The following is a 15,318-nucleotide window of genomic DNA, read 5'->3' as shown; positions in this document are numbered from 1 at the left end:
CAAAGCCAGAGTTCCTGCCGGACTCTGGCTTTTTTATTGGCGATGAATGATGGACAACTCAGGCTTTCAGGGGATTGAATTCTGCATCTCTTGCGGATTGGCTGATCTCTGCTGTTTTGAAATCAATTCCAGCCCATTGTTGATACATATGCAGGCTACGTTTTCTCCCTAATCCAAAGGGTTTAAGTTCGCCATGCTCATCATTCAAGCAACAGATTGATGCCGGTGCGTTGTTGAGACTGCCGAGCAGTGTGTGTACACGTTTGAGTGCGCGAAGGTTGTAATCGTGCCAATTGCTGTGATCGCCCCAATGGGTGGCCGCATGCTCTTGATCTGTATGTTCTGTCTTGCAGAGATGAAACAGCAGCAGGCGATTCGGGGCGTAGATGTTGAATCCTGACGTCCACAGTCGTGCCGATATGGCAATCTCTTCTCCATAGAAGTAGAGCTCGGGGTCGTAGGGCACGTCGCTCACGATTGAGCCCGGGCCGAACAGGAAGCCTCCGGCGATAAATGCCCCGGTGATGGGGCGATCAGGTTGTTCTTCTGGAAGTTGGAATCGGCTGATGCCTCGCAGTTTGAGAATGCCGTAGGCATCGAAACCGGCGTCTGCCATCACAGGCAGGGTTGATGTCTGCAAACGGCACGGCTGTTGAAAGCCGTTCGGGTAAACACTGAGAACGGCGCGCTCATCGCTGCATTCCCTCCAGGTCGTCAGCAACAGGTCATCCCAGTGCTCAACGGCCCTCATGTGGCTGTCGATTTGCAGCAGAAAGTCTTCTCCGCCGTAATCACCCTGAGCCTGTCGTCGGGCCCAGCAGGCCCCGCGGCTTTCCGCTGCATCGAACCTGATGCACTTCAGGTGTGGATGATCCGGAAATGCGCTTGTTCCCCAGTGGGGCGGGTCATCAGTCGCCAGTTGCAGGCAGATGCCGAAGCGCAGGCGCTTTGGCTGGGCTGCGCGCTGAATCAGGTTGTGCAGTGTGGCGGGGAGATCTGGATCCCTATATGCCGCGATCTGAACAAAGATCGTGGAGCTCACCAGAGTGCAGCCGCCATTCGCAGCGTCTGGCTGATCGGGCCTACATCGTGCACCCGCAGCACGGCAGCACCCGCCTGGGCGCAGCGGCAGGCCACCGCAGCTGTTCCCCAGAGACGCGCTTTGGGTCTGGGTTCATCCAGCACGGCACCGATGAAGCGTTTGCGTGAAGGGCCGATCAGCACCGGTCGCGGCCCTGCAGTGAGTTGTTCCAGATCCCGCAGCAGCTGTAGGTTCTGCTCGTGGGTCTTGGCGAAGCCGAGACCCGGATCCCAGATGATTTGGCTTTCATCAACGCCGGCTTGAATCGCAGCTTCACTGCGCTCCAGCAACGCTTCTTTAACATCTGCCACGACATCGGCATAGGTCGTGAGCTGATCCATGGTTTGGCTGTCACCGCGGCTGTGCATCAGCACCACCGGACAGCCGGCATCGGCGACCACCTGCAGCAGATCGGGATCCCGACGGCCACCGCTTACATCATTGATCCAGTTGGCCCCTGCTTCCAGTGCCTTGGCGGCCACCGGCGCCAGAAACGTGTCGATGGAGATCAGTGCCTCTGGGCAGCGCTGCCGGATGCTCTTCAGCGCTGGTAAGAGACGCCGTAACTCCTCTTCGGCGCCCACCTCCTCAGCTCCGGGTCGGGTGCTTTGCGCCCCGAGATCCAACACGTCCGCACCACGGCTCAGCTGCCGTTGAGCTTCAGCAAGGGCCCGTTCGCTCGCCAGAAATCTCCCTCCGTCACTGAAGGAATCCGGGGTGACGTTGATCACCCCCATCACGGCTGTGCGTTGGCCCCAACCCTGAGGCCAGCCGCCTGAATCAGGCCGCTTGGTAGTTGGCAATCCGTCCAAAGCTTTCGGGCTCCAAGGAAGCACCCCCCACCAGCACCCCGTCGATATCGCTCATGCCCATCAACTCATCAATGTTGCTGGGTTTGACGGAGCCGCCGTACTGAATCACCAGATCGGGGGAGCCCACCCAGCTACGGATCAGACCACAGATGCGGTTGGCTTCTTCGGCTGCGCAGGTCTTGCCTGTGCCAATCGCCCAGATTGGTTCGTAGGCCACCACCAGTTTCTCTGCATCGAGACCCTCCAGGCCCTGCTCGATCTGACGGCGGATCACCCGTTCAGCTTCGCCCCGCTCGCGCTGCTCATCGCTTTCGCCAACGCAAACGATCGGAATCAGACCGTTGGACTGTGAGGAGCGGGCCCGGTGGTTGATCTGCTCGTCGCTTTCACTGAAGTATTTCCGCGGTTCGCTATGGCCCACGATCGTGTGGGTCACCCCGTGCTCCTTGAGCATGGCTTGGGAGATTTCCCCGGTGAAGGCTCCCTGGCCTTCCCAGTGCACGTTCTGGCTCGAAAGGCAGACCCGGGAGTTCTGGCTGAGTTCCGCCATGGTCGACAGCGCCGTGAAGGGTGGTGCCAGCACCAGGTCGCGGTCATCCGGGGTGTCAGCAATCAGTGGCAGGAAGGCTTCCATGAACTCCCGCGACTGGGCACAGGTCATGTGCATCTTCCAGTTGCCAGCGATCACCGGTCTGCGCACGCCTTGCTTCCCCATGGAATGTGGCAGCCAACCTACGGCCCGGTCGCGTTTTCGCTGCCGACAACGGACTCCTCCCCAGCAAGCACAACCCGATCTCCCGGGGAAAGCTGACGTCCCCGCCGGGTTTCAACGCTTCCATTGACCTCCACTTCACCCATCTGGATGCGTTGCTTCGCTTCACCGCCGGTGGAGACCCAACCCTTCCATTTCAGGAACTGATCCAGCTTCATTGGGCAGAGTTTTGAGCTCACCATTGATACTGTGCCGCGATGCTGACCTCATCCCAGGCCGGTTTTCGCCGGCTGCTGCCGTTGCTTCGCCCCCACCTGCGGGAACTGCTCTGGGGGGGCTGCTGCATGGCGATTTACGTTGGCAGCTTTCCGCTGCTCGTGCAGCTGGCCGGGGAGTTGTTTCCCGCGCTGGGGTCGGGTGATTTGGCTCGCGTGCTTCAGCTGATCGGGCTGGCGTTGCTGATCTTTGCTGTTCAGAAGATCGCCCAGTTCGGTCAGGACTCGCTTCTTGCCGGCCCTGCATTGCTGGTGAGCCAGGACTTACGGCGTGATCTGTTCCGCCGCCTGCAGACCGTGGAGCTGGGGGCACTGGAGAAGCTCTCGGCCGGTGATCTCACCTACCGCTTCACCGAAGACGCCGATCGCGTCAGCGAGGTGCTGTACAAGACCATCCATGACACGGTCCCCAGCGTCCTTCAGCTCGTTGCGGTGCTGGGGATGATGCTCTGGCTCGACTGGAAACTGACGCTGGCCATCCTGCTGCTGGCGCCGGTGATCGTCTGGCTGATCAGCCTGTTTGGTGCTCGCGTGATGGCGGCCACGGAACGAAGTCAGAAAAAGGTGAGCGAACTGGCCGGTCTGCTGGGTGAGGCCATCGAAGGTTTGCCCCTGGTGCGTGCTTTTGCAGCCGAGCCCTGGCTGCAGGACCGTTTCGAGACGGAAATCGACCAGCACCGGCAGGCCCGCCACCGCACCTACAGCCTGGTGGCGCTGCAGCATCCGGTGGTGGGCACCATCGAGGTGGTGGGTCTGTTTGCCGTGCTGGCCCTCGGAGCCTGGCGAATCCAGAGCGGTGATCTGAGTATTGCCGGGCTGAGCAGCTACCTGACAGGGCTGATCGTGCTGATCGATCCCATCGCCCACGTCACCAACAACTTCAACGAATTTCAGCAGGGTCAGGCATCACTGCGACGTCTGCGGGAGATCGAGCGAGAGCCCCAGGAGGCTGCGGATCCAACTGATGCGCAAGCCATCGGTGCACTTCAGGGTGATCTGGTTTTTGATCAGGTGAGCTTTGGCTATGATCCAGCCCAGCCGGTGTTGCGTCAGCTGAATCTGCGGGTGGATGCGGGCCAAGTGCTGGCCATCGTTGGCCCCTCCGGTGCGGGCAAAAGCACCCTGCTGTCACTTCTGCTGCGGTTCAACACGGCGCAACAGGGCGAGATCCGCCTCGACGGCACCGACATCAGCTTGATGCGCGCTCGCGAGCTGCGTCAGCAGGTGGCCCTGGTCCCGCAGCGCACCACCGTATTTTCCGGAACCATTGCCGAAGCGATTCGGTTCGGCCGTCGTGCGACGGATGACGAGGTGCGCGATGCGGCACGGTTGGCCAATGCGGATGATTTCATCCGTGCCTTGCCCCAGGGGTATGACACCCAGCTCGAGGAACGGGGAACCAACGTTTCTGGTGGCCAACTGCAGCGGATCGCCATTGCACGGGCGGTGCTGGGCAATCCAGCGCTGTTGCTGCTGGATGAAGCCACCAGTGCCCTTGATGCTGAAGCCGAGGCGGCGGTGCAACTCGGACTGAAGCAGGCGATGAAAGGGCGAACCGTGTTGGTGATCGCCCATCGTCTGGCTACGGTGCAGGAGGCCGATCGCATTGTGGTTCTTGAAAAGGGAGCCGTGGTCGATCGAGGAACCCACGACGAGTTGATGCAGCGTGGTGGGCGTTACCGCGAATTGTGCGAACGGCAGTTCATTCGAGATCGGCAGAAGTCCTGAAGCCCTCTACGATCTGGCCGCCGGTACACCGCCATCCCGGCGATGAACGATGACTGATTCCGCAGCCAACAACCCCGTCTTGACCTTTGAAGGCAAGCGCTACGACCTCAACACCCTTCCTGATGAGCTCAAGGAGCTTGTGCGTGGCATGCAGGTTGCCGATGCTCAACTGCGGATGCACGAAGACACCCTCAAGGTTCTGGCGGTGGGTCGTCAGAGCCTGGCGACTCAGCTCAATGAAAGGCTCAAGTCTGTGACTCCGTTGCCCGATCAGGGTTGATTGACTGCCAACAAAAAGGGGGGCTGGAAGCCCTCCTTTTTATTGCTCGTCGTTCTGCTCAGTCGCTGAAGCTGTAGGCCTTGGTGAGTTTGAACACGGTTCCGGAGAGCAGGATCAGGGCCACGAGGTTGGGGAGGGCCATCAGGCCATTGAGCGTGTCGGCAATCGACCAGATCACACCGCGGTCGCCGGCGACAGCACCGATCACGACCACAGCCACCCAAGTCAGACGGAAGGGCAGCACGGCGGAATCACCGAAGAGATAGGTGGTGCAGCGTTCGCCGTAGAAGCTCCAGCCGAGAATGGTGGTGAAGGCGAAGACCACCAGTCCCAGGGTGACCACCACGCCGCTGCCGGCGATGCCGGTGTTGAAGGCAGCGATGGAGAGGTCTGCGCCGCTGAGCTTGTCGCCGGCTGCATCGAGGATCAGATTGGCTTTGGTGGTGATGATCACCAGGGCAGTCATCGTGCAGATGATCAGGGTGTCGATGAAGGTGCCCAGCATGGCCACCGTGCCCTGGCGAACGGGATCATCGGTTTTGGCAGCCGCGTGGGCGATCGGAGCACTGCCCAGGCCCGCTTCATTTGAGAAGATGCCCCGCTTGAAGCCCATCAGCACCACCTGACCGAGGGCCCCACCGGCTGCGGCTTGGCCGGAGAAGGCGTTGGAGAAAATCGTGGCGAAGGCTTCAGGCACGCTGCCCAGATTGGCCAGCAACACCAGAAGGCATGCAGCGATGTAGAGGATCGACATCAACGGAACAATGGCGGAGGCCGCCTGGGCGATGCGTTTGATGCCCCCGATCACGACAGCGAAAACCAGGGCTGCCAAAACGACTCCGGTCGCCAGCCTCGGGATGCCGATCAGGCTCAAGGCAGACGACACCTCAAAGGCCTGAACCCCATTGCCGATGCCGAAGCCCGCCAACATGCCGAAGAGGGCAAACAGGCCCGCCATCCAGCTCCAGCCGCTGCCGAGTCCGTTGCGGATGTAGTACATCGGCCCACCCACGTGGTTTCCGTCTCCATCGGTTTCGCGGAACTGAACCGCGAGCACCGCTTCGGCGTACTTGGTTGCGATGCCGAAGATCGCGATGATCCACATCCAAAAGACGGCACCAGGTCCACCAACGGCGATGGCCCCCGCCACACCGGCAATGTTTCCCGTGCCGATCGTGGCCGACAACGACGTCATCAGCGCTTGGAAGGGGGTGATCTCCCCTTCCGTTTGTGATTCAGCCGGCCGAAGCATCATCGAGATGCCATAGCCCAGCCGTTGCAGCGGCATGAACCGCAGGCCCACCATCAGAAGAATGCCCGTCGCGGCAATCAAAAGAACGGTGGGCCATCCCCAGACGATGCTGTTGATCGGGCCATTGATGGCCTGAATGGTCGACTCGACTCCGCCCATGCCTTTACAACAGGTTTGGGCGGATGGTCTCATAGCCGGCTTGCACCGGCAATCAACTCAGAGCGATTCGAGATCTTCAAAACGGAAGGTCTGGCTGCCGGCGGGGGTATCGCCATGGGCCTCGGTGGTCACAACCCGCTCGGTCAGCACCCAGGGGCCATCTCCAGGAAGAGCAGCGAAGCTGTCTTTGAAGCTGCTGCGGCCACCCCGGGCTTCTCCCGTTGCCGGGTCGGCGTACTGACTGGTGTAGGTGTGGCTGAGGTAGCCCGCACCCGTGTCGGTGACATCGGTGGTGTAGATCGTCACGACGGTGCCGTGGATGTGGCGGTGAACCATGGTCACCACGTCATCTTTGATGCGGTACTTGTCCCCTTCACCCTTGCCGCCGACGAGCACTTCGGTTCCCACTTCGTTGGTGTCACCGGCGGTGAAGGTGTTCTCACCGTGGGTCTGCTCGAAGCTGCGACGCACGCGATGGATCGCGACTTCCCAGAGCTGGGAATTCACCGCCTTGAGGATCTGTTCGTTTTCAATGCCGTCCACTTTGGCTTTGAGATCGGCACCGATCTCAAACGTGCCCTCGACACGTTGATCGCCCTGTTGCCAGATGCAGCGGCCACGATAGCCGGAGAATTTAGGCGCCCAGGTGTAGCGGTTCTCGTAGGCGCGACGGAAGTCATCACGCAGGTCGCTTCCAGGCTTGACGGGAACGGAGGCTGTCACAGCGTTGAGGTGGCTCCCGCAACCCTACCGGTGGCCTAACGCTGCATGGCGTGTACGTCCTGCAGGGCATGGATGCTGAGCCTCGGCTGTTGCTGGAGCGCTGAGATCGCCTCCACCGCTGCCCGTGCTCCCGCCAGGGTCGTCACCGTTGGAACGGCGTAATCGAGCGCTGCCCGACGCAGGTACTTGTCGTCATGGGCAGCTTGGCGGCCAATCGGTGTGTTGATCACCAACTGCACCTGATTGGAGCGGATCTGATCCTCGATGTTGGGGCGCCCCTCGTGCACCTTGAGCACCGATTGCACCTTCAATCCCGCGTTGGCGAGCGCCTGAGCCGTGCCTGATGTGGCCGTCACATCGAACCCGAGTTCGATCAGCCGAGCGGCGATGGGCACCAGCGCCTGTTTGTCGCGGTCGTGGGTGGAGAGGAACACCGTCCCCTGGGTGGGCAGCGCTTCTCCAGCGCCGAGCTCAGCCTTGGCATAGGCCATGCCGAAACTGTCGGCGGATCCCATCACCTCTCCTGTGGAGCGCATTTCCGGCCCCAGCACAGTGTCGGCCCCCGGGAAGCGCCGGAACGGAAGCACCGCTTCCTTGATCGACTGAAGCGGCGGCTTCGGCTCGCTTGTCATGCCGATGTCGGCCAGGGTTTCGCCCGCCATCAGTCGGGTTGCCAGGCGAGCAAGAGGTTGACCTGTGGCCTTGGCGACGAAGGGGACCGTTCTGGAGGCGCGGGGGTTGGCTTCGATGATGTAAACCACTTCCGAGCCATCGGTGTTGCGCTGCACGGCGAACTGAAGGTTGATCAGACCCCGCACCTCGAGCGTTTGCGCCAGGGAGCGACTCCACTCGCGAATCGTGTTCAGTGCCGCCTCGCCGAGGGAAACCGCAGGCAAGCAGCAGGCTGAGTCGCCGGAATGGATTCCCGCCGGTTCGATGTGCTCCATCAGACCACCCACGATCACAGCACCGGTGTGATCGCAGAGGGCGTCCACGTCCACCTCAACAGCGTTTTCGAGGTACTGGTCAATCAGCACCGGATGGTCGGGCTCCACCTGCACTGCTTCGCGCATGTAGCGGTTGAGTTCCTCTTCGTCGAACACCACTTCCATGGCCCGTCCGCCCAGGACATAAGAGGGACGCACAACGACCGGATAACCCACTCGGGTGGCCACGGCCCGTGCTTCCTCTTCGCTGCGTGCCAAGCCATTGCGGGGTTGGCGGATGTTCAGATCGCGGAGGATGGCTTCGAACTGCTCACGGTCTTCGGCCCGGTCGATCGATTCAGGGGAGGTGCCCCAGATGCTGGTGCCCGTGGCGCGCCCCTCATCGCTGTCCAGCCAGCGCAGCAGAGGAATCGCGAGTTTCAGGGGCGTTTGTCCACCGAATTGGACCACCACGCCATCGGGACGCTCCGCTTCGATCACATTGAGAACGTCCTCCAGGGTGAGCGGTTCGAAGTACAGGCTGTCGCTGGTGTCGTAATCGGTGGACACCGTCTCCGGATTGCTGTTCACCATCACCGTGGTGATCCCTTGATCCTGCCCGGCAAAGGAGGCATGGCAGCAGCAGTAGTCGAATTCGATGCCCTGCCCGATTCGGTTGGGTCCACCGCCGAGGATCATCATCTTGCGGCCGTCTTCACGACGACTCACTTCGGATGAAGCGGGAAGGGGCTTGAGGGATCCGTCGGCCTGCAGGGTCTGCAAGGGACGCTCGTAGGTCGAGTAGTGATAAGGAGTGGAGGAAGCGAACTCCGCTGCGCAGGTGTCGACGGTTTTGAAGACGGCGCGAACATCGAGCTGATGGCGCCGCTGACGCACCGACAATTCGTCGCTTTTGGTGTGCCAGGCGATCTGTCGGTCTGAAAAACCCAGCTGCTTGGCCTCAAACAAGCTGTCGGCATCCAGCTGATCCAGGCTTTTGCCCTTGATGAGCATGGCCTCCGCCTCAATGATCCGCCGCAGTTTGGCCAGGAACCAGGGGTCAATCCTGCTGATCCGATGAATCTCCTCATCGCTGCGTCCGCGCACCATCGCTGTTCGCACGCTGAGGATGCGCTCCGGAGAGGGGGTCCTCAGCTGACGATCCAAATCAGCATCCGTGAGCTCCGGTTCCTCCCGGTCACCTCCCCAGCCCGAGAACCCGGTTTCCAGGGAACGCATGGCTTTCTGGAACGACTCTTCGAAGCAACGGCCGATGGCCATCGCTTCGCCCACCGATTTCATCGAGGTGGTGAGCACCGCCGGACTGCCTCGGAATTTTTCGAAGGCGAAGCGTGGAATTTTGGTGACGACGTAATCGATCGTCGGTTCGAAGCAGGCAGGCGTCTTGCCGGTGATGTCGTTGAGGATTTCGTCGAGGGCGTAACCGACGGCGAGGCGAGCGGCGATCTTGGCGATCGGGAAGCCGGTGGCCTTGCTGGCCAAGGCCGACGATCGGCTTACCCTGGGATTCATCTCGATCACCACAACGTCGCCGTTGTCAGGATTGATCGCGAACTGGATGTTGCTGCCGCCCGTCGCGACACCGATCTCCCGAATGATGGCGATCGATTGGTCGCGCAACCGCTGGTATTCCCGGTCCGTGAGGGTCTGGGCCGGAGCCACCGTGATCGAATCCCCGGTGTGCACCCCCATGGGGTCGAGGTTTTCGATGCTGCAGACGATCACGACGTTGTCAGCCAGATCACGCATCACCTCAAGCTCGAATTCCTTCCAGCCCAGAAGCGATTGCTCGATCAGAATCTGAGACACCGGACTTGCTTCAAGCCCGCTCTTGCAGATTGCTGCGTATTCCTCGGAGTTGTAGGCAATGCCCCCGCCGCTTCCCCCCAGGGTGAAGGCGGGCCGGATGATCCGGGGGAAGCTGCCGATGGCGGCCCCGACGGCTTCAGCTTCTTCTTGAGATGAGGCGATGCCCGAAGGGCAAACCTTCACCCCGATGCGCTCCATGGCCTGCTTGAACAGCAGACGGTCTTCCGCCTTCTGGATCGCTTTGAGATCGGCACCGATCAACTCAACGCCAAAGCGATCGAGGGTGCCGTTTTCGGCCAGGGTGACCGCCAGGTTGAGGGCGGTCTGCCCCCCCATGGTCGGCAGCAGAGCATCCGGGCGCTCCTGCTCGATCACCCGTGTCACCACGTCCGGCGTGAGCGGCTCGATGTAGGTGCGATCGGCCATTCCCGGGTCGGTCATGATCGACGCCGGATTGGAGTTGATCAGGATGACTTCATATCCCTCGGCTCTGAGGGCCTTGCAGGCCTGGGTTCCCGAGTAATCGAACTCACAGGCCTGGCCGATCACGATCGGACCAGATCCCAGCAGGAGAATGCGACGCAGATCAGACCGCCTCGGCATGGGAAATCGTCCTTGGCCAAACAGATCAAGCCTCTCACGCGGCCTCGCCCCAACTGGGGGACTTGGCCTCGCTACGGTGAAGGGAGATCAGCACCAGAGTTGCAATGAGTGAGCTCCAGCGCCTGAAGGGGCTGCTGCCACCGGAAATGCAGAGCTGGGTGTTTGTGGAATCAGCTGCTGCAGTCGATCCTCCATTGATCACCCTTGAGGAAATTGGCCGGGATGAAGTGGAGATCCAGGTGGATCTCGAGGAATGGGATGCCTTGGCGTTGGATCACCGCAATTTGCTGTTCTGGCATGAAGTTGGTCGGATCCAGAACGACACAATTCCCCGGGACGGTTGGGAGATGGCTGCTCTGGCCATCGGTCTCGGAGGTGCCATCGGTGAATTGTGGGTTCAGGACGGCCTGCTGCTGTTGATGGCCCTGGGCCTGTCCGGTTTTGCGGGGTATCGGCTTTATCTCAAGAACAATTCCGAAAAACGCCTGCAGGACGCCATCAGTGCAGACGAGCGCGCGATCGATCTGGCCTGCCGATTTGGTTACAGCGTGCCGAATGCCTATCGCAGTCTTGGGGGCGCATTGAAGGAGCTGGTCGAAAAGACCCGTAAGAAGCGCCGCCGCAGCTACTACGAAGACCGGCTTGAGGCGCTGCGCAAGAGTGCCAGTAAGGCCAGAGCTGAAATGGCCCAACAGGAGGGCTCACGCAGCTCCGTTACCAGCGAGAACGTTTATGGATAGCGAAAAGCTTGCTGAACTGGTGGCCGATGCCTGCGATGACCGCAAGGCCACCGACATCCGTCTGATTCGTGTGGATGAGGTGTCCAGCCTGGCGGATTGGATGGTGATCGCAGGCGGTCAGTCCGACGTTCAGGTACGTGCCATTGCCCGGTCGGTTGAAGACCGCCTGGAAACTGAGGCAGACCTGCTCCCCTTGCGCAAGGAAGGGCTGAATGAGGGGCGCTGGGCGCTTCTTGATTACGGCGATGTGATCGTTCACGTGCTGATGCCCGATGAGCGCGGCTACTACGACCTTGAGGCGTTCTGGAGTCACGGCGAAAGCCGAACCTTCTTACCGTCGGTGAAGTAGCCGCTTGACCCATGCCAGAAGCGGTGTCCTGCCCCGTACCACCGGAGCAGCGGCCTCTTGAGGAGTTTCAACAGCTCTGCGAGTCGTGGTTCTTCTCCTGGCCAGCGGGTCAGGAACCTCGCCTGAGCCAACGCCTTGCTGGCTTCTGGCTGCTGATGTTGCCGGTGTGCAGCCTGATCGCCAGTGGTAGTTGGACCCTGAAGCAGGATCCGCCCCGGCTTCTGGCCGCAGCAGCTGTGGCCGCTCTTGTGCTTCCCCTGCTGTTGCTGGTGCGGCAATGGCTGGGCTGGACCTACGTCATGCAGCGGCTTCTGCGTGAGTCCGTCGACTACGAAGAATCCGGCTGGTACGACGGGCAGACCTGGGAAAAGCCTCTGTCTTGGCGGGAACGCGACCTGCTGGTGGCCCGGCATGAGGTTCGTCCGATCCTGGGCCGTCTGGGACGGGCCATGGCCACCTCAGCGGGTTTGATGCTGGCCGGTGCCAGTCTCTGTCAGGCTCTCTGAACCAATCGGGGTTCCGATGACTTTGCCCTCGGGCTTCAGCCCTGCAGCCCGGACCGGGTCAGCCCCCCTTGAGGTCTGCTTGCGGCGCGGATCGATCACGGAATCGGTGCATCGCGTTCATGCCGTGGTTTGTGATGGCCGAGGACGGGTGTTGATGTCGGCAGGAAACCCCGGCTTGGAAAGTTTCATTCGTTCGGCTCTGAAGCCCTTTCAGGCCCTGCCGTTTCTCAGCAGTGGAACCGCAGACCAACTGGATGTTGATGAACGGGGCATCGCCATCAGCTGCGCGTCCCATGCGGGCACCAATGCCCACGCCCGGGAAGCCTTCCGGTTGCTCTGGAAGGCGGAGTTGGACAGCGCTTCACTTCAATGCCCTGTGCCGAACGGGGCTGATAGTCCTCTTCAGCACAACTGTTCCGGCAAGCACGCTGCCTTCCTGGCCACAAGCCGAAAGATGGGCTGGCCGATCGAGACCTATCTCCAGCAGGACCACCCTCTCCAGGTCGAAGTGAACCGCAGGGTCGCTGAACTGATCGGCTTGCCTGCTGAGGAATTGGTTGCCGAACGGGATGACTGTGGCGCTCCCACCCTGGTGTTGCAGTTGGCTCAGATGGCCTTGCTCTATGCCCACCTCGGTGCCTCACAACATGCCGAACTCGAGCAGATCAGTCGGGCGATGCTGAGTCACCCTGACCTTGTGGCTGGTGAGGGTCGTTTCGACACCGAGCTGATGCGGCGCAGCCACGGTCAGGTCCTGAGCAAGGGCGGTGCAGAGGGCATTCAATGCCTCAGCCGCGTGGGTGAAGGTCTTGGAGTAGCCATCAAGGTGGAAGACGGCTCCCGTCGTGCCAAGCAAGCGGTTGCCCTGCATCTCTTGCGTCAGCTCGAGTGGCTCACACCCATGGGGCTAGACGAGCTCGATGAGCAGGTGCTGGTCGTGAACCCGAGCGTCAAGCTCAGCGTGTCCGGTGCCTTGCAGTCGTGACTTTGCTGTCGTCTGCGACACCGACATGTATGATTTTTGGGTCACCGCGGGGTAGAGCAGTCTGGTAGCTCGTCGGGCTCATAACCCGAAGGTCGGGAGTTCAAATCTCCCCCCCGCCACCAACTCTGATTGAATCAATAATCTCCCTTTCGGGAGATTTTTTTTTGTCTGTCGTACCTCCATGAGCAGTCGCTCCATGAACTGCGATGGCCCCTGGGACGCCATTGTTGTGGGCTCGGGAGCGAGTGGTGGCGTGGCCGCCATGACCCTGGCTGAAGCAGGAGCTCGGGTGCTTGTGGTGGAGGCAGGACCTGACCTCAACAGCACGCAAGCCTTCGGGGCTGAACCGGGAAATCTGCTGCGTCGGATCGTGGGCCTGACCAGCGGCAGCCATCGCCAGCAGTCCCAGCATCCCGGCTACTGGAAAGCCAACCCTCGTCTGTATGCCGACGAGCGTCTGCATCCCTATGAGCACCCGGCGGACCAGCCGTTTCTGTGGACGCGAGGCCTGCAGGTTGGCGGCCGCAGCCTCACCTGGGGTGGCATCACCCTGCGTCTCTCGGATGAGGATCTGGCCGGAGTGGATGTGGAGGGTGAACAGGTCCGTTGGCCGTTGCGCAGCGGTGAGCTGACACCGCACTACGCCGAACTGGAGCGATGGCTGGGCGTTCATGGTGGCCGCGATGGTTTGCAGCATCTGCCGGACGGTGAAACGCAACCGGCTTTGGCGGCGACGCCGGCGGAACAGCGTTTTGCCGAAGCTGTGCAGCAACGTTTGGGCTATCCGGTGATCCCCTCGAGGGGGTTTGGTCCGGCGCCGCAGGGAGAAGATCCCGCCTGGCCCCGCTCCAGCAGTCGCGGCAGCAGCCTTCCTCGCGCCATGGCCACAGGACGCACCCAGCTGCTCTCTGCGCATCTGGTGGAGCATCTCTTGATGGATGCCGGTGGAGACAAAGCCATTGGTGTGGTTGCCGTTGACCAATCCAATGGCAACCGCAGGGAGTTGAAGGCGGATCTCGTGGTCCTGGCCGCTTCCACGATTCAGACCGTCTCCATCCTGCTGCGCTCCCGTCGTGGCGAACAGAGCAACGGTTTGGACGACCCTTCAGGACGATTGGGCACACGCCTGATGGACCATGTCTCCACATCGCAGTTTTTTGCCTTCCCCGAGCCTGTTCAGGGGGAACAGCCCATGCTCACGGGTGCTGGAAGTTTTTTCGTTCCGTTTGGCCGACACCTGCCATCGGCTGATTTTCAGGGCGGCTATGGCCTCTGGGGTGGCATTGGACGGTTTGATCCGCCGCGATGGTTACGGCGTCGCCCTTCAAGCATCACCGGCTTCCTAATTGGTCACGGCGAAGTTCTTCCCAGGGCTGACAACAGGGTGACCCTGAGTGAGCGCACGGATCGCTGGGGTGTGCGTGTTCCCTCGATTGCCTGCCGTTGGAGCAGCAATGAACTGGCCATGGTGAGGCACATGCGCGCCTCGATCCAGGCCTGCATTGCCGCCGCCGGAGGCGAAGCCAAATCGATCAAAGACCTGTTTTACCTCCCCTTGGTTGAACCTTTCCTGAAGGGTGCTGTTGCGCTGTCTGAAGGGGCAGCCCCCCCCGGGTACTACATCCATGAGGTGGGAGGGGCTGCGATGGGGAGAAGCGAGACCAGCAGCGTCGTTGATTCCTCCAACCGTCTTTGGCGTGCTCCAAACGTTCTTGTGGTGGATGGCGCCTGTTGGCCGACGTCGGCCTGGCAGAGCCCAACGCTGACGATGATGGCCTTGAGCCGTCGGGCCTGCCTGCTGGCCATCAGTGGTCGGGGCGGATGAACAGATCGTCGAGATAGCGCTCGGTCACGGCGCGGTCGTCACAGCCGTTCTGAAACAGGAAGTGGGCAAGAGCAGAACTCATCACGCGGTATTGGTCCCAGGTGGGGTGCTCTCCGATGAAATCCTTCATGCCTCGATAGAGCACCTCGGGAATTTCCGTCTCAAGACTCACGTAGCTGGCTTTTGAAGCATTCCCGCGCTCCGTGGTTCCCATTTCATGGCATCGCTCGAGGTGATTTCGATCCATTCCGTACAGCTTGCCCCTGTCCAACGCCCACCAAGAAAGCCACATCACCGGCGCTTGCGTCAAAGCCGTCGCCATTTGTTGAATTGCGGCTGAGACGAGATGAGACAGCAGTCTTTGACTGGGTTTGGGAGTGCGGGAAGTGACGAGGTGCGGTTGCTCTAGGCCGAATAGACGGTCTGTCAACCCGGTGGTGCGATTCCCTCGGAAATTCACAGGTTGACCGTTACAGCCGGCGAGCCAACTTCAGCCTGTGGAAAACGACGTTTTTTTATGTGGAAAAAGGGG

The 15,318-nt window shown here is 61.0% G+C and carries 15 protein-coding genes and 1 tRNA gene; 8 read left to right on the top strand and 8 right to left on the bottom strand.

The window, feature by feature from the left end:
- Positions 1-58 precede the first annotated feature (58 nt).
- Genes SynTAK9802_RS04575 through SynTAK9802_RS04560 form a run of 4 tightly spaced genes read right to left on the bottom strand, consistent with a single transcriptional unit; the run spans position 59 to position 2,823 of the window.
- On the bottom strand, positions 59-1,042 hold the full coding sequence (locus SynTAK9802_RS04575) for a GlcNAc-transferase family protein (protein ID WP_186497497.1): 984 nt from the start codon (positions 1,040-1,042) through the stop codon (positions 59-61).
- Positions 1,039-1,818, bottom strand: a complete 780-nt coding sequence (gene folP / locus SynTAK9802_RS04570; RefSeq protein WP_255487853.1) for a dihydropteroate synthase — start codon at positions 1,816-1,818, stop codon at positions 1,039-1,041. Before folP ends, SynTAK9802_RS04575 begins: the two co-directional genes overlap by 4 nt.
- A 43-nt stretch (positions 1,819-1,861) precedes the next feature.
- Positions 1,862-2,593: a triose-phosphate isomerase gene (gene tpiA, locus SynTAK9802_RS04565; RefSeq protein WP_186498012.1), complete on the bottom strand. Its 732-nt coding sequence runs from the start codon at positions 2,591-2,593 to the stop codon at positions 1,862-1,864.
- Between the two features lie 32 nt (positions 2,594-2,625).
- Positions 2,626-2,823: an RNA-binding S4 domain-containing protein gene (locus tag SynTAK9802_RS04560; protein ID WP_006851620.1), complete on the bottom strand. Its 198-nt coding sequence runs from the start codon at positions 2,821-2,823 to the stop codon at positions 2,626-2,628.
- A 39-nt stretch (positions 2,824-2,862) separates the two neighbouring features.
- Between SynTAK9802_RS04560 and SynTAK9802_RS04555 the strand changes: the two genes are divergently transcribed.
- Together SynTAK9802_RS04555 and SynTAK9802_RS04550 are read left to right on the top strand one after the other, a co-directional pair.
- Complete coding sequence (locus SynTAK9802_RS04555; RefSeq protein ID WP_186497495.1) at positions 2,863-4,608, top strand: ABC transporter ATP-binding protein; 1,746 nt, start codon at positions 2,863-2,865, stop codon at positions 4,606-4,608.
- A 49-nt stretch (positions 4,609-4,657) separates the two neighbouring features.
- On the top strand, positions 4,658-4,888 hold the full coding sequence (locus SynTAK9802_RS04550; RefSeq protein ID WP_114987892.1) for a DUF6447 family protein: 231 nt from the start codon (positions 4,658-4,660) through the stop codon (positions 4,886-4,888).
- 58 nt (positions 4,889-4,946) lie between these two features.
- On the opposite strand, the gene SynTAK9802_RS04545 is transcribed toward SynTAK9802_RS04550, so the two are convergent.
- From SynTAK9802_RS04545 to carB, 3 genes are read right to left on the bottom strand one after another with little or no spacing between them, the layout of a single operon-like run.
- A complete protein-coding gene (locus SynTAK9802_RS04545) occupies positions 4,947-6,299 on the bottom strand; it encodes a sodium:alanine symporter family protein (protein ID WP_186497494.1) in 1,353 nt (450 codons plus the stop codon).
- Positions 6,300-6,356: 57 nt separating this feature from the next.
- Positions 6,357-7,022: a DUF3386 domain-containing protein gene (locus SynTAK9802_RS04540; protein WP_186497493.1), complete on the bottom strand. Its 666-nt coding sequence runs from the start codon at positions 7,020-7,022 to the stop codon at positions 6,357-6,359.
- Between the two features lie 35 nt (positions 7,023-7,057).
- Positions 7,058-10,381: a carbamoyl-phosphate synthase large subunit gene (gene carB, locus SynTAK9802_RS04535; protein ID WP_186497492.1), complete on the bottom strand. Its 3,324-nt coding sequence runs from the start codon at positions 10,379-10,381 to the stop codon at positions 7,058-7,060.
- A gap of 104 nt (positions 10,382-10,485) precedes the next feature.
- Here carB and SynTAK9802_RS04530 point away from each other — a divergent pair, with 104 nt between their 5' ends.
- The 6 genes from SynTAK9802_RS04530 to SynTAK9802_RS04505 all read left to right on the top strand — a co-directional run bounded on the left by SynTAK9802_RS04530 (position 10,486) and on the right by SynTAK9802_RS04505 (position 14,786).
- Positions 10,486-11,121, top strand: a complete 636-nt coding sequence (locus SynTAK9802_RS04530) for a DUF3318 domain-containing protein (RefSeq protein ID WP_115132050.1) — start codon at positions 10,486-10,488, stop codon at positions 11,119-11,121.
- Entirely contained in the window at positions 11,114-11,470 is a 357-nt protein-coding gene (rsfS, locus tag SynTAK9802_RS04525) for a ribosome silencing factor (RefSeq protein ID WP_038554011.1), read from the top strand. Before SynTAK9802_RS04530 ends, rsfS begins: the two co-directional genes overlap by 8 nt.
- Positions 11,471-11,481: 11 nt before the next feature.
- Positions 11,482-11,976 carry a CGLD27 family protein gene (locus SynTAK9802_RS04520; RefSeq protein ID WP_115010212.1) on the top strand — a complete coding sequence of 165 codons (495 nt, stop codon included), beginning with the start codon at positions 11,482-11,484 and terminating at the stop codon, positions 11,974-11,976.
- A gap of 16 nt (positions 11,977-11,992) precedes the next feature.
- On the top strand, positions 11,993-12,961 hold the full coding sequence (locus SynTAK9802_RS04515; RefSeq protein ID WP_186497490.1) for an asparaginase: 969 nt from the start codon (positions 11,993-11,995) through the stop codon (positions 12,959-12,961).
- A gap of 45 nt (positions 12,962-13,006) precedes the next feature.
- Positions 13,007-13,083 (top strand) — tRNA-Met (locus SynTAK9802_RS04510).
- A gap of 59 nt (positions 13,084-13,142) precedes the next feature.
- Positions 13,143-14,786: a GMC oxidoreductase gene (locus SynTAK9802_RS04505; RefSeq protein WP_186497489.1), complete on the top strand. Its 1,644-nt coding sequence runs from the start codon at positions 13,143-13,145 to the stop codon at positions 14,784-14,786.
- Here the strand turns inward: SynTAK9802_RS04505 and SynTAK9802_RS04500 are convergent.
- The gene (locus SynTAK9802_RS04500; protein WP_186497487.1) at positions 14,767-15,033 is read right to left on the bottom strand and encodes a DUF2811 domain-containing protein; all 267 of its coding nucleotides are present in this window, start codon (positions 15,031-15,033) and stop codon (positions 14,767-14,769) included. The two genes, SynTAK9802_RS04505 and SynTAK9802_RS04500, sit on opposite strands and share 20 nt — an antisense overlap.
- Between the last annotated feature and the right edge of the window lie 285 nt (positions 15,034-15,318).

The sequence above is a fragment of the Synechococcus sp. TAK9802 genome, assembly GCF_014279535.1.
Lineage (GTDB): Bacteria > Cyanobacteriota > Cyanobacteriia > PCC-6307 > Cyanobiaceae > Parasynechococcus.
This window is presented reverse-complemented; position numbering and strand designations above follow the sequence as displayed.

Excerpts from the sequence above, each read along its gene's own strand:
- folP (WP_255487853.1), bottom strand. The coding sequence starts at position 1,818 with ATGGGGGTGATCAACGTCACCCCGGATTCCTTCAGTGACGGAGGGAGA.
- SynTAK9802_RS04560 (WP_006851620.1), bottom strand. The coding sequence starts at position 2,823 with ATGAAGCTGGATCAGTTCCTGAAATGGAAGGGTTGGGTCTCCACCGGC.
- SynTAK9802_RS04555 (WP_186497495.1), top strand. The coding sequence starts at position 2,863 with ATGCTGACCTCATCCCAGGCCGGTTTTCGCCGGCTGCTGCCGTTGCTT.
- SynTAK9802_RS04550 (WP_114987892.1), top strand. The coding sequence starts at position 4,658 with ATGACTGATTCCGCAGCCAACAACCCCGTCTTGACCTTTGAAGGCAAG.
- SynTAK9802_RS04545 (WP_186497494.1), bottom strand. The coding sequence starts at position 6,299 with ATGGGCGGAGTCGAGTCGACCATTCAGGCCATCAATGGCCCGATCAAC.
- carB (WP_186497492.1), bottom strand. The coding sequence starts at position 10,381 with ATGCCGAGGCGGTCTGATCTGCGTCGCATTCTCCTGCTGGGATCTGGT.
- SynTAK9802_RS04530 (WP_115132050.1), top strand. The coding sequence starts at position 10,486 with ATGAGTGAGCTCCAGCGCCTGAAGGGGCTGCTGCCACCGGAAATGCAG.
- rsfS (WP_038554011.1), top strand. The coding sequence starts at position 11,114 with ATGGATAGCGAAAAGCTTGCTGAACTGGTGGCCGATGCCTGCGATGAC.
- SynTAK9802_RS04520 (WP_115010212.1), top strand. The coding sequence starts at position 11,482 with ATGCCAGAAGCGGTGTCCTGCCCCGTACCACCGGAGCAGCGGCCTCTT.
- SynTAK9802_RS04515 (WP_186497490.1), top strand. The coding sequence starts at position 11,993 with ATGACTTTGCCCTCGGGCTTCAGCCCTGCAGCCCGGACCGGGTCAGCC.
- SynTAK9802_RS04505 (WP_186497489.1), top strand. The coding sequence starts at position 13,143 with ATGAGCAGTCGCTCCATGAACTGCGATGGCCCCTGGGACGCCATTGTT.
- SynTAK9802_RS04500 (WP_186497487.1), bottom strand. The coding sequence starts at position 15,033 with ATGGATCGAAATCACCTCGAGCGATGCCATGAAATGGGAACCACGGAG.